Source organism: Streptomyces sp. NPDC033136 (assembly GCF_055578235.1).
The window spans coordinates 113,998-126,696 of sequence record NZ_JBVIPD010000003.1; the positions used below are offsets into that span (position 1 = coordinate 113,998).

General features: G+C 70.7%; 9 protein-coding genes. 3 read left to right on the plus strand and 6 right to left on the minus strand.

Annotation, left to right across the window (positions count from 1 at the left end):
• Positions 1 to 137: 137 nt before the first annotated feature.
• Positions 138 to 1,016: a hypothetical protein gene (locus tag ACZ5TL_RS06200; RefSeq protein WP_468588204.1), complete on the minus strand. Its 879-nt coding sequence runs from the start codon at positions 1,014 to 1,016 to the stop codon at positions 138 to 140.
• Positions 1,017 to 1,183: 167 nt separating this feature from the next.
• Between ACZ5TL_RS06200 and ACZ5TL_RS06205 the strand changes: the two genes are divergently transcribed.
• Complete coding sequence (locus tag ACZ5TL_RS06205) at positions 1,184 to 2,629, plus strand: glyceraldehyde-3-phosphate dehydrogenase (protein WP_468588205.1); 1,446 nt, start codon at positions 1,184 to 1,186, stop codon at positions 2,627 to 2,629.
• A gap of 62 nt (positions 2,630 to 2,691) precedes the next feature.
• On the opposite strand, the gene ACZ5TL_RS06210 is transcribed toward ACZ5TL_RS06205, so the two are convergent.
• The 4 genes from ACZ5TL_RS06210 to ACZ5TL_RS06225 all read right to left on the minus strand — a co-directional run bounded on the left by ACZ5TL_RS06210 (position 2,692) and on the right by ACZ5TL_RS06225 (position 8,885).
• Positions 2,692 to 5,874, minus strand: coding sequence for a glycoside hydrolase (locus ACZ5TL_RS06210; RefSeq protein ID WP_468588206.1), 3,183 nt, complete (start codon positions 5,872 to 5,874; stop codon positions 2,692 to 2,694).
• 432 nt (positions 5,875 to 6,306) lie between these two features.
• Positions 6,307 to 6,480 carry a CsbD family protein gene (locus ACZ5TL_RS06215; RefSeq protein WP_468588207.1) on the minus strand — a complete coding sequence of 58 codons (174 nt, stop codon included), beginning with the start codon at positions 6,478 to 6,480 and terminating at the stop codon, positions 6,307 to 6,309.
• A gap of 64 nt (positions 6,481 to 6,544) precedes the next feature.
• Positions 6,545 to 7,060 (minus strand): TetR/AcrR family transcriptional regulator, encoded by a 516-nt coding sequence (locus ACZ5TL_RS06220; RefSeq protein WP_468588208.1) that lies wholly within the window; start codon positions 7,058 to 7,060, stop codon positions 6,545 to 6,547.
• A gap of 142 nt (positions 7,061 to 7,202) precedes the next feature.
• The gene (locus ACZ5TL_RS06225) at positions 7,203 to 8,885 is read right to left on the minus strand and encodes a hypothetical protein (protein ID WP_468588209.1); all 1,683 of its coding nucleotides are present in this window, start codon (positions 8,883 to 8,885) and stop codon (positions 7,203 to 7,205) included.
• Positions 8,886 to 9,183: 298 nt separating this feature from the next.
• Here ACZ5TL_RS06225 and ACZ5TL_RS06230 point away from each other — a divergent pair, with 298 nt between their 5' ends.
• A complete protein-coding gene (locus ACZ5TL_RS06230; protein WP_468588210.1) occupies positions 9,184 to 10,563 on the plus strand; it encodes a GH1 family beta-glucosidase in 1,380 nt (459 codons plus the stop codon).
• Positions 10,564 to 10,834: 271 nt separating this feature from the next.
• Complete coding sequence (locus ACZ5TL_RS06235) at positions 10,835 to 11,662, plus strand: SAM-dependent methyltransferase (protein ID WP_468588211.1); 828 nt, start codon at positions 10,835 to 10,837, stop codon at positions 11,660 to 11,662.
• A 66-nt stretch (positions 11,663 to 11,728) separates the two neighbouring features.
• On the opposite strand, the gene ACZ5TL_RS06240 is transcribed toward ACZ5TL_RS06235, so the two are convergent.
• Positions 11,729 to 12,643, minus strand: a complete 915-nt coding sequence (locus ACZ5TL_RS06240; RefSeq protein WP_468588571.1) for a helix-turn-helix domain-containing protein — start codon at positions 12,641 to 12,643, stop codon at positions 11,729 to 11,731.
• Positions 12,644 to 12,699: the final 56 nt, after the last annotated feature.

The window sequence follows — 12,699 nt, forward strand, 5'->3', positions numbered from 1 at the left end:
CACGGATCACGTCGACCCGTCCACCCGTTCACGGATCACGTCGACCCGTCCACCCGCCCACGGATCACGTCGACCCGGCCACCGCCCACGGATCACGTGGACCCGCCCATGTGTCACAAAGACCCGTCCCCCACAGATCACGTGTCCGACGAGGTCAGACGTGTGAGCTGGGCGGCGGCCGTCGTGGCCCGGCGGTCGGCCTCGCGGACGCGGCGGTCTGCCGTGCGGGCCTGCTCCCGGGCCGCCCGCTCGGCGAAGCGGGCCTGCTCGTGCTCACCCCTGGCGCGTTCCAGTGCCTCGGTGAGTTCGCCGACGCGGCGCTGGAGGCGATCCAGCCGCTGTTTCGCCTCGTCCGCGGCCCGGCCGGCGGCGGCCGCCTCGTCCCTCAGGGTCCGCAGCTCCCGCTCGGCGGCCTCGGCGTCCTTCCGGGCCTGGGCCAGTCGTCGCCGTTGCCGCTCGTCGGCCTTCACCGCCGGGCGGGAGGAGGCGGGGCCGGGGGCGGGTGCGGGTGCGGGGCGCCGCGGTCCGGCGCCCTCGGCGGCCGCGGGGAAACCGACGGCCGCGCTGAGCGGCTTGGCCAGCCGGCCGCTCGCCCAGGCCTCGGCGGCCCGGGGGTCGGCCAGGACGGCCTGCAGGGTGTTCTCGACCTCGCGCTGCACGCTCTCGCCGATCGGATGGCCGGCCTGCTTCGCGAGCTGCCGGGCCTGGGCGGACAGGGCGCGGACGAGCGCGTGCTGCCGGCGGCTCAACTCGCGCAGCCGGGCGCCGTCGAGGTCCTGGTGGGCCCGGCGCAGCCCCTCCCCCAGCCGGAGCAGGGGCTCGACCTCGCCGGGCCGGCTGCGGACCAGGAGATTGCTGACCCAGGCTGCGAGGCTGGGCTTGCGCAGGGCGCCGATCCGCTCGGCGAGTTCCCGGTCACCGGCGGTGCGGGCGGAGGCCACGGCGGAAGCGCGGGCGGCGATGAAGTCCTCCGGCCGCCGGGCGTACAGCTCGTCGGCCACGGCGTCGTAGTCCATGAGCGTCTCCTTCGCGTGGAGGCCCGGACTCGATCGTCTCAGGGCGCACCGTGAAGGGCTCGCGGAGATCTTCCGGAAGGGGCCCACCGGGCTCGGAGGCACCCCGTTCATGATCGAGAAATCGACGGTTTAACATATGAGCGCCGCCTAGCTCGAAAGATGGACTCGTGACTGTCAACGACGACTCGTTCACCAACTGGAAGAACCGCGAGGAGATCGCGGAGTCGATGATCCCGATCATCGGGAAGCTGCACCGGGAGCGGGACGTGACGGTCCTGCTGCACAGCCGCTCCCTGGTGAACAAGTCGGTGGTCAGCATCCTCAAGACCCACCGGTTCGCCCGGCAGATCGCCGGTGCGGAGCTCTCGGTCACCGAGACGCTGCCCTTCCTGCAGACCCTCGCCGAGCTCGACCTCGGGCCGTCCCAGATCGACATCGGCATGCTCGCCGCGACGTACCGCGAGGACGACCGCGGTCTGTCGGTCGCGGAGTTCACCGCCGAGGCCGTCGCCGGTGCCACCGGCGCCAACAAGATCGAGCGCCGTGAGGGACGCGACGTCGTCCTCTACGGCTTCGGCCGCATCGGCCGGCTCGTCGCCCGGCTGCTCATCGAAAAGGCCGGTTCGGGCAACGGTCTGCGTCTGCGGGCCATCGTCGTGCGGGGCGGTGGCGAGCAGGACATCATCAAGCGTGCCTCGCTGCTGCGCCGCGACTCCATCCACGGCCAGTTCCAGGGCACGATCACCGTAGACGAGGCGAACAGCACGATCGTCGCCAACGGCAACACGATCAAGGTGATCTACGCGAACGACCCGTCCGAGGTCGACTACACGGCGTACGGCATCAAGGACGCCATCCTCATCGACAACACCGGCAAGTGGCGCGACCGCGAGGGCCTGGCGCAGCACCTGCGCCCCGGTATCGACAAGGTCGTGCTGACCGCGCCCGGCAAGGGCAACGTCCCGAACATCGTCCACGGCGTCAACCACGACACGATCAAGCCGGACGAGCAGATCCTGTCCTGCGCGTCCTGCACCACGAACGCGATCGTGCCGCCGCTGAAGGCGATGGACGACGAGTTCGGGGTCCAGCGCGGCCACGTGGAGACCGTCCACTCGTTCACCAACGACCAGAACCTGCTGGACAACTACCACAAGGCCGACCGCCGCGGCCGGTCCGCGCCGCTCAACATGGTCATCACCGAAACCGGTGCCGCCTCCGCCGTCGCCAAGGCGCTGCCCGACCTCAAGGCGCCGATCACCGGCAGCTCGATCCGTGTCCCCGTGCCGGACGTCTCGATAGCGATCCTCAGCCTGCGGCTCGGCCGCGAGACGACCCGCGAGGAGGTCCTCGACCACCTCCGCGACGTCTCCCTGACCTCGCCGCTCAAGCGCCAGATCGACTTCACCACGGCCCCCGACGCCGTCTCCAGCGACTTCATCGGCTCGCGTCACGCCTCGATCGTCGACGCCGGCGCCACCAAGGTCGATGGCGACAACGCGATCCTCTACCTGTGGTACGACAACGAGTTCGGCTACTCGTGCCAGGTCATCCGCGTCGTGCAGCACGTCTCCGGCGTGGAGTACCCGACGTACCCGGCTCCGGAGGCCTGATTCCGGAGGCCTGTTCCCGGGGGACGAAAGCGCGGGGCGTGCGGGCCCCGCGCTTTCGTGTGTCAGGAGCGGGTCGGCTCGATCCTGTACTCCCGTGTCTGTGAGCCGTCTTCGCTGGTCACGGAGACGACGTGGGCCGTCCTGCCACCGGCCGTGTCCTTGCGGACCGTCACGTCCGCGTACGGGTCACGCGGTGTGGCGGTGACGCGGGCCCGGTCCGGGCGGTCGACCACGACGCGGTAGGCCGTCCGGTCCGGGTCGAAACCGCTCAGGGGCGCGCCGTCCACCTCGATCGAGGCCGCCGCCGCGTCCGCGGAAGCACCCGGCGCCTTGGCGTACACCTCGATCTCCCCGAGGGTGATGTAACCGCCCGGGCGGGCCGTCAGGACCACGCGCACCGCGGTCGACGGGCCGGTCGCGCGCACCGGGACGTCGGCCACGGGTGTGCCCTCGGTGCCGACGGAGACCTGTTCGCTCGCGTCGGTCCAGCCGCCGCCGTCGGCCCCGCGCACCTGTACCTTGAGGGACTCGGCGAAGCTGACGTTGGTGCCGTCGCGGTGGAAGTGGGTCACCACCCGGGTCAGATCGCGCGCTTCAGGCAGGGTGAAGGTGATGGTGTCGGACGGGTTCTTCGTGCCGGACCTCCAGTTCGACCAGGCCTTCTCGGACGTGGTGCCGTTGCGCAGGCCCTCGGCCGAGTAGCCGCTCTCGGTGTAGGTCGCGCCTGCTGTCACACCTTCGCCGAGCGCGGCGTTGGTCTGCCGGGGTGCGGTGACCTGGACGCGCACGGTCGCCGCGGCCGTGTCTCCGCCGGGTACCCGGGCGGTGCCGCGCAGGGTCACCACGCCGGTGTCGTCGAAGGCGCCGCCGGGGGCGGGGTCCCAGGTGACCGGGAGGTCGGCTGTTCCGCCGTGCCGTCCGACGCCGGTGACCGTGGCGGGCAGGTCGGGCCGCCCGCCGCTGTAGGTCTTGGCGCGGGCCGGGAGCGTGGCGGCGATGGTGTCCACCGTGACGACCGCCTCTGCGGGGACGGTCCGGCCCAGGGCGTCGGTGGCCCGGCCCTTCACGCGTACGGTTCCGGGCTTGCGCCAGCGTGAGTCGGAGGGCTGCTTCCACTCGACGGGGAGCGCGCCCCGGGCGCCGTCGCGGAAGACGGGCGTCACGGTGCCGGGCAGTTCGGGCGCATGGCCGGGCACGGTGAACGCCTCGGCCGGCTGCGTTCGGAGCACCGTCTCGTCGGTCACGCCCCACCGCTGGTTGGCGTTGGAGGTCGGGAGGAAGGCCGAGACCCGGGCGCCGTCCGCCGTCGACTGCCCGACGACGTCGAGGAGACGGCCCGTCGCGGCGTTGACGAAGGTCCAGGTGCCGTCCCCGGTGGTGGACATGATCCACTGTGCGGCCCTCGTCGCGCGTGTGCCCGCTTCTTCCAGGACGGCCTCGTCGTCGCCTACGGCGAGGCGCCTGCCGTCGGCGGCGTTGACGAGGGCGTAACGGTCACGGTTGCCGTCGCCTCGGGTCAGCTGCTTCACGGACCACAGCTGGGACTTGGCGGCCGGGTCGGCCGTACGGACGACGACGCCGTTGCCGTCGGCGGCCGGGGCCAGGGACTTGCCGCTCTGGGCTCCCTGGAGTCGGTAGACATGGCCGGGCTGGACGAGCGCGGCGTCCTTGGCGGTACCGGACACGCCATTGACGAGGAGGGTCGTGACCGACTTGGCCGGGACGGTCACGGTGGCGGAGTCGTCCTTGACCTTCACGGGCGTGCCGCGGACGAGTGCGCCGTTGGTGCTGGTCACCACGGGGGTCACGGTGGCGCCCGGGGCGACGCGCCGGAAGCGGGAGAGGTCCAGGGTCACCGCACGCGGGGTCGTGCCGCTGTTGACATGCACCACGGTCGCCCCGCGGCCCGACTTGCGTACGGCGGCGACGCTGGAGGGGTCGTCGGCCTTCACGAAGTGGTCGCCGGGCCGGATGTGGTGGGTGAAGTTGCGCAGGGTGTGGAACTTGGTGTTGGCCCGGATGGGGCAGGTCTCCAGGGTGTCCTTCGCGGTGCAGTTGAACGGGATGTGGATGCTGCCCCAGTTCTTGCCCGCCTGTGCCTGGGGGATGGAGTCCTCGACGGGCTGCCACAACACCCAGGCGGACGGCTCCAGTTCACGGATGTCCTCGACGACCCGGGTGGCGATGCCGAGTCCCGGCTCCATGCCGGTGAAGTCGGTGCCGGTCCCCCAGGTGCCCTCGACCTCGCTCATCCAGAACGGCTTGTCCGCGGCCTTGGCGCTGTCGCGGGCGCTGGTGCGCATGCCGGTGCCGTAGGTGTGCACGTTGAGCTGGTCGACGGCGGCGCGGGCGGAGCTGTCGTAGGCGTTCCAGTTGCGGACGAAGGTGCTGGGGTTGGTCTCGTCCATCGCGGAGATCGTCGCGCGAGTCCTCGCCTTCTCCAGGGCGCGGTGCAGGGCCAGGACGACCTTCTGCTGGAGCTCCGGGCCGGCGTGCGCGCCCTCCTGGCGGCCGCCCGTGGGCTGTCCGTCGGGGCCGATCTGGGTGCCCCAGTAGTTGGTGTTGGGTTCGTTGAGCGGGGCGATGGTGTCGAACTTGATGCGGTGCTTCTTCTCCAGCCGCTCGGTCACCTTGACCAGGTAGGTGGCGAAGTCGTCGACGCGGTCGGCCCGTATCTGGTCTGTGTTGGCGTCGAAGCCGCCCGAGACGTAGCCGCTGACGGTCTGGAACCAGGGCGGCGAGTTGCTGAACGCCTCCCAGCGGGTCACCTTGTTCTTGACGCGGTCGACCCACCAGCGCTGGCCCGCGTCGGCGGACCAGTCCCAGTGCTCGGGGTTGTCCGGGTTCCACCAGTCGGTGTCCTCCCGGGTGGTGCCCTCGGGAGCCTTCCAGAAGCCCTCCATCGTGGCGCCGACCTTCATGTAGTCCTTGCGGACGTCCGGGGCGTTGCCGCCGCCGATGTTGTAGCGCGCGATGTTGAGGCGGAGGCCGTCCTTCCCGAACAGCATGTCGGCGAGCTTCTGCCGGATGGGTTCCGGGTAACGGCCGGTGATGTTGGCGAACCAGACGAGGCTCGTCCCCCAGCCTTCGAACTCCTGCTGCCGGTAGGACGGGTCGATCCGGACCGTGACCGCGCTCCCCGGCGGACCGGCGGCAGCGGCGGGGGGCACGGCCATGAGGCCCGCGCCGAGTGCCAGGGGGACGGTGGCCGCCAGCGTCCGGGCGAGGCGATGTCTGCTGGACATGTATTCCCTTCGGGAGCGAACAGAACCGCGCAGAATCAATCGAGTTTCCCGAATGTTTTAGGACGGCAACCAACACGTCAAGGGGTGAGGCGAGTTGGGCCGGACGCACACCTCTTGACGCGTCACGCTTCGCAGTGCCGTACCAGGCTCAGCGCGCAGTCGCCCGATCGTCACGTCCCTCGTCGTCCAGCTCGCCCCGGCCGGCTGCTCGGCGGCCGGTGCCGCCCCCTTCGGCGGCGGCGCGGGCACCCTGCGGATCGCCCTGCGGAGGCGCTCCCACCGGCGGCCCGCTCCCCCGCGACCGGTGGTGCGGTCACTTGGCCCAGGGCAGTGACCGCACGTGGCGGTGCCGCATCCACCAGGGACGCGGCACCGCCACGAGACCTCAACGCAATGTTTGTTGAAAAGTGCCCTCAGTGCTTGAAGGCGTCCTCAGTGCTTGAAGACGTCCTTCGTCTTCTCCTTGGCCTGCCGGGCGTCACCCTTCGACTGCTCGGCACGGCCCTCGGCCTCCAGCCGCTCGTTACCCACCGCGCGGCCGATGGCCTCCTTGGCCTTCCCCTTGGCCTGCTCGACCTTCGCCTTGGACTTCTGCTCTTCAGCCACGTTCGTTCACTCCAAGTCGTGTCCGACTGCGGGGTCAACGGACGAGTGACCATAAAACGGCAGCTCAAACGTTCAGGAGTTCACGCACCAGCGCCCCGCACCACCACTGCTCCACCCGGTCGGGCGACCACCCGCGCTCGCCGGTCAGCACGGTGTAGACGTCGATGGTGCACAGCGCCGCGTAGACGTCGACCGCGGACGGCACGTCGAGGCCGGGGCGCAGGACGCCAGGCGGCCGGGAGGAGAAGACCTGCACCCGGGTCCGGTCGCCGCGCCGGCGGCTGTCGTGGTACAGCGTGGACAGCTCCGGTTCGGAGCGGCCCGCTTCCCGCACGAGCGTGATGATGCCGCCGGACCGCTCGTACAGGCGCCGGTCGTAGCCGGCCATCGCGGCGAGCTGCCGGGCGGGGTCCGCGGTGGGCGACTCCAGCTCCGCGACCAGCTGCGGCACATCGGCCGAGAGGTCGGCGGCATCGGCCAGTGCACGGGTCAGTCCCGACTTGTTGCCGTACGCCGCGTAGACGGTCGGCACGGACACCCCGGCCTCGCGCGCGACGTCCCGCACCGTCGTCGCCGCCATTGACCAGGGGGCGTTGACCCCCAGAGCCCGGCCCCGATCATCGTGGTGGCCCTCACCACCGCCCCGGCCGGTGGCAGCGGGACCGGCCGGCCAAGCCCGGGCTCTGGAGCACGTGGGCCCGGTCCGGCCGTGGTCCTGGAGGTCAGTGGCAGCACCCGTCGGTGGTCTCGGGCCCGGGCCGCGTTTCCGAGCGGCAGAAGCAGGACGCCTGGATCGGCACATCGGCCAGCGCGCTCGCCGTCTTGAGCTGGTGGGCCACGAGAGCCGCCTCGCCGGTCTTGCCGGTGCGGAGCAGGCACTCGTGGAAGCCGTGCAGGGACCAGACGTTGCCGGGGTGCTGCAGGGGGCGGGGCAGCGTGTCGTCGAGGCCGAGGTCGGCGCGGTAGACGGCCTCGGCCTCCGCCACCCGGCCCTGCTCCAGCAGCAGTGCGCCGTAGGCGTGGCGGGCGGGCTGCATCCAGCCCCACGGCTCGTCGTAGGGGAGGTCGTCGTCCAGCTCGATGGAGCGCTCCAGGGCGGCGAAGGCCAGGTCGTGGTTGCCCTTGCGGTACTCGAGCTCTCCGTCCAGCATGGCCGCGGCGATGGCGAGGATGTCATGGCAGGTGTTGTTGAACAGCATCCGGGTCTCGGGCACCCGGCTCACCGCCTCGCGGAACAGTTCGCGTTCGGCCTCGGCCCGGGCGACCTCGCCGGTGGCCGAGAGGGCGACGCCCCGGGCGTAGTGCCGCATCGCGGTGGTCACCGCGTAGAGCTCCGGGTCGGCGGGGGCGGGCAGGTCGAGGATGTCGGCCCAGCGGCCGAAGCGGATCAGGACGTGGACGCGCATGGCCAGGAAGGCCTCGAGCCAGTCGGCCATCGGGGGGCTCTGCACGCGGAGCAGGTCTTCCGGGATGGCGGCTTCCAGCTGGGCGGCGGTGTCGAGGGCGACCCGCGCCTGGCCGAGGAACATGGCGCCGTAGATCTTGAAGTGGTGGTTGTGCGCCCGGTAGAGGGTGTAGAAGTTCATCGCGCCGGACCGTCGGTGGTACTTCTCGTCGGCGGCGATCGCGGCGCTGTTGGCCGCGACGACCTGGCGGTAGTCGCCGCACAGGACGTCGAGGTGCGAGGGCATGTGGAGCAGGTGCCCGGCGTCGGGGACGATGCCGCGCAGCCGGTCGGCGACGGTGAGGGCCTGTTCCGGGACCGGGGACATCTCCATCAGGTGGATGTAGAGGTGCAGCACCCCGGGGTGCCCCGCACCGTCCTCGGTGGCGAGTGCGGCCTCCAGCACCTCCTTGGCCTCCGCGGTGCGGGCTCCCTCGGCCGGCTGCCCGGTCGTCAGGTCCCACAACTGCCACGGGGTGAGGTTCATCAGGGCGTCGGCGTAGAGGGTGGCGATGTCCGGGGCGTCGGGCGCCAGTGCGTACACCGCCCGCATGGCGTCCGCGTAGGGCTCGTTCCACACCGAGCAGTCCTCCACGGCCTCCGGCTGCGGATAGCGGGCCCGCAGCGCGCCGATCAGAGCCTGCTCGACCGGATCGGCGTGGCCGGCCCTCTCATGGGCCCGTTCCACGGCGGCGTGCGTGCGCTCGACCGTCCGCACCAGTTCCTCGCCCTCGAAGAATTCCCAGGGCTTGTTGTAGTTCGGGCCCAGCGCGTAGGCGATGCCCCAATACGCCATCGCACACGCGGGATCGGCCTCGGCCGCCTTTTCAAAACAGGCCACTGCTTCCTCGTGGTGGAAGGCGTATGTCCACACCAGGCCGCGGTCGAACCAGAGTTGGGCATCGGCGGAGGACGTGGTGACGGGACGGCCGTGCGTGCCGAGGTCATAATAGTCGCCCATGGGTTTTCTCCTGGGAAAGCGGCCGGGGCCGTGAGAACAGCGGTTGCGGACACACCCTCGACTTCCGATCGGATTCTTCTATTTCCAGATTACCGGATTTGGATATCGGTGAAGTGCGGCGATGCAGCTGTTCGGGCACTGAATGCCGAGGAGTACCGAATACCGAGGCCCTCGTCCGGCCGAACCCCGGACGAGGGCGTGCTCCGACCGGCTCCCGGACACAGCGCTGGATGACGGCCCCGGTCGGCCTCGCCGGTTTCCCCTGGCTCGAGGGCCGACACGGGGCATGGTTGAGGACATGACTGACTTCCCGAGGTTTCCGCCCGGCTTCGTGTTCGGGGCCGCCACCGCCTCGTATCAGATCGAGGGGGCGGTGCGGGAGGACGGGCGCGGGCCGTCCATCTGGGACATCTACAGCCATACCCCGGGGCTGGTGGCGAACGGGGACACCGGTGATGTCGCCTGCGATCACTACCACCGGTATCCGCAGGACGTCGCGCTGCTGCGGGAGCTGGGCGTGGGCTCGTACCGGTTCTCGGTCGCCTGGCCGCGGATCGTCCCTGACGGGTCCGGGCCGGTGAACCTCAGGGGTCTGGACTTCTACTCCCGGCTGGTCGACGAGCTGCTCGCGGCCGGGATCGAACCGGCTGCCACGCTCTACCACTGGGATCTGCCGCAGGCCCTGGAGGACGGCGGGGGCTGGCGGGTGCGGGAGACCGCCGAGCGGTTCGGCGCGTACGCGGCCGTCGTCGCGGAGCACCTGGGCGACCGCGTGCCGCGCTGGATCACCCTGAACGAGCCGTGGTGCAGTGCGTTCCTCGGCTACTCCGTCGGCCGCCACGCCCCGGGCGCCCGCGAGGGCGGCGGCGCGCTGGCCGCCGCCCACCATCTGCTCGTCGGACACGGCCTGGCCGTAGGGGCGTTGCGTGCGGCCGGGGTGCGCGAGGCCGGCATCACCCTCAACCTCGACCACAACCTGCCCGCCACCGACTCCCCCGCCGACCTCGCGGCCGTCACCCGCGCCGACACCCAGCACAACCTCGTGTGGACCGAGCCCCTCCTCGCGGGCCGCTACCCGGCGGCCGAGGAGGACGCCTGGGGCGAGCTGATCACCGCTCAGGACGTCCGGCGCGACGGCGATCTGGAACTGATCTCCCAGCCACTGGACTTCCTCGGCATCAACTACTACCGGCCGATCGTCGTGGCCGACGCCCCGTACCGCGAGAGCGACCCGGCACAGCGGGTGGCGACCGACAACCGGTACGCGGAGGTGCCCATGCCCGGCGTGCGCCGCACCGCCATGGGCTGGGCCGTGGCGCCCCACACCTTCACCGATCTGCTCGTGGGGCTCACGGAGCGGTACGCCGACGCCCTGCCGCCCGTCCACATCACGGAGAACGGCTCGGCGGAGGAGGACGAGGTGAGTCCCGGCGGGGCCGTCCACGACAGCAACCGGGTCGCCTATCTGCGCGACCATCTCACCGCTCTGCGGGCCGCCATGGACGCCGGCGTGGACGTCCGGGGCTACTACGTGTGGTCTCTTCTCGACAACTTCGAGTGGGCCTTCGGCTACGACAAGCGCTTCGGGATCGTCCACGTCGACTACGCCACGCAGCAGCGCACGCCGAAGGACAGCTACCACTGGTACCGGGCCATGATCGCCGCGCAGCGGCGGTGACGGCCCGGGGCAGACGCCGGCCAGGGGCTGCGGCGCCAGGAGCTTGACCCTGGGGCGGGTCCGGTGGGCCTCGGCGGGTACCCGCCCGACCGCTGGTGACACAGAGTGCGTGAAACGTGACATCACGGACGTGGGGGCGGCGCGGAGGGCGGTCATCTTGTCGTTTGATCGTGGGCACTTCGGCAGTGGACTGGCACGGCCCAACTCCCGCTCCCTAGGATGTAGTTCCTGTCCAGCCAGTCCGTTGGCGCGGCACCTTGCAGGGGGAACGATGCACTCCGAGAAGCAGTTGTCCACCGAGATCGACGCGAACGTGCCGACGGCAGCGCGCATGTACGACTACTACCTGGGCGGCAAGGACAACTACGCGGCCGACCGCGCCGCGTGCGAACAGCTCGACAAGGTCGTGCCCAGCACGCGCCGCCTGGCCCTGAACAACCGGCGCTTCCTCCAGCGTGTCGTGCGGACCCTGTCCCAGGAGTACGGCATCCGGCAGTACCTCGACCACGGGTCCGGCCTGCCCACGCAGGAGAACGTGCACCAGGTCGCCCAGCGCATCGACCCGACGACCCACGTGGTCTACGTGGACAACGACCCGATGGTGCTGGTCCACGGCCGTGCGCTGCTGGAGCAGGACGAGCGCACGACCGTCATCCACGCGGACATGCGCGAGACCGACCTGATCTTCGGCCACGCCGACACCAAGCGGCTGATCGACTTCGACGAGCCGGTCTGCGTGCTCTTCAACTCGGTGTTCCACTGCATCCCGGACAGCGACACCGACGGGCCGCTCGCGGTGGCCCGCCGCGTCCGGGAGCGGCTCGCGCCGGGCAGTTTCATGGTGATGTGCCAGCTGGTCAGCGAGGACCCCGAGGTCCGCGAGTTCGTCACGAACTTCATGGACCAGGCGACGCAGGGGCACTGGGGCCGTGTGCGTGAACCGAAGGACGTGGCCACGTACTTCGAGGATCTGGAGATCCTGGAGCCGGGTCTTGTCGAGGTGTCGACCTGGCGACCTGACACGGAGGTGGCGCCCCGTCAGCTCACCCGAGAGTGGATCGAGTTCGGCGGAGTCGGGCGCGTTCCCTCGCAGAAGTGACCGCTGGAGAAGTGAGCGAGATGCCTCTCACGGGACGCCGGTCGCCCCGCGGGAGGCATCCGTGCGTCACGGGTAGCGCTGCTCCATCGTCTGACGCAGCAGCTCCAGGGAGTCACGCGGCTTGAGCGCCTCGTCCGCGAGCCGGTCCAGCGCGATCCGGTACTCCTCGGTCTCGTCGCGGTCCTCGAGGAAGTTCGCGCTCTTGATGTGCTCCAGGTAGACCACGTCCGGCAGGTCGAGGCCGCCGAAGCGCAGATAGGTGACCGGGATGGCCGGTGCCGAGGCGTTCGTGACGCTCAACGGCACGATCTGCAGCGTCACATTGCGGCGTTCGGCCATGTCCACGAGGTGCGCGAGCTGCTCGCGCATCACCTCCGTGCTGCCCAGGACGCGCAGCAGCACGGACTCGTCGATGATCGCCCACAGCTGCGGAGCCTCCGGCCGTGACAGCAACCGCGTCCGGTGCCGACGGAGTTCGACACGCCGCTCCACCTCGCTCGACGGCGCGTTCGGCAGGCCGCGCTCCACCACGGCCCGGGTGTAGGCGGGGGTCTGCAACAGGCCGGGCACGTACTGGATCTCGAAGGTACGGATGGTCGCGGCGGCCTCCTGCAGCCCGACCAGCCGGTCGAACCACTCGGGCATCAGCCGCTTGTCGTACCGCTGCCACCAGCCCGGCTCGCAGGCGCGCTGCAGCAACTTGAGGAGGACCGAGGCCTCGTAGTCGTCGGTGCCGTACAGCTGCAGCAGGGCGCGGACGTCGGACTCCGTCGGCGGGCGGCGGCCCTTGCCCGACTCGATGCGGGACAACTTCGCGGCACTGAACCCGACAGCCCGCGCCGCCTGGTCCTGGGCGAGGCCGGCGTCCTCACGGAAGCCTGCGAGCTGTACACCGACCAGCATCTTCAGCAGAGTGGGCGCCGGCTCGGGCCTGTCCAGGTAGGGTTCCAGACGGGAGATGCGATGCGACGCGGCGGACATCATGACTCCCAGCAGACCGGCACAAGGGCGACTAACACTATCGCACTCAGCCGCGC

What these genes read in the sequence shown, in the direction of transcription:
- ACZ5TL_RS06240 (WP_468588571.1), bottom strand. Translation starts at nt 12,643, where the DNA reads ATGTCCGCCGCGTCGCATCGCATCTCCCGTCTGGAACCCTACCTGGAC.
- ACZ5TL_RS06200 (WP_468588204.1), bottom strand. Translation starts at nt 1,016, where the DNA reads ATGGACTACGACGCCGTGGCCGACGAGCTGTACGCCCGGCGGCCGGAG.
- ACZ5TL_RS06210 (WP_468588206.1), bottom strand. Translation starts at nt 5,874, where the DNA reads ATGTCCAGCAGACATCGCCTCGCCCGGACGCTGGCGGCCACCGTCCCC.
- ACZ5TL_RS06235 (WP_468588211.1), top strand. Translation starts at nt 10,835, where the DNA reads ATGCACTCCGAGAAGCAGTTGTCCACCGAGATCGACGCGAACGTGCCG.
- ACZ5TL_RS06220 (WP_468588208.1), bottom strand. Translation starts at nt 7,060, where the DNA reads ATGGCGGCGACGACGGTGCGGGACGTCGCGCGCGAGGCCGGGGTGTCC.
- ACZ5TL_RS06225 (WP_468588209.1), bottom strand. Translation starts at nt 8,885, where the DNA reads ATGGGCGACTATTATGACCTCGGCACGCACGGCCGTCCCGTCACCACG.
- ACZ5TL_RS06230 (WP_468588210.1), top strand. Translation starts at nt 9,184, where the DNA reads ATGACTGACTTCCCGAGGTTTCCGCCCGGCTTCGTGTTCGGGGCCGCC.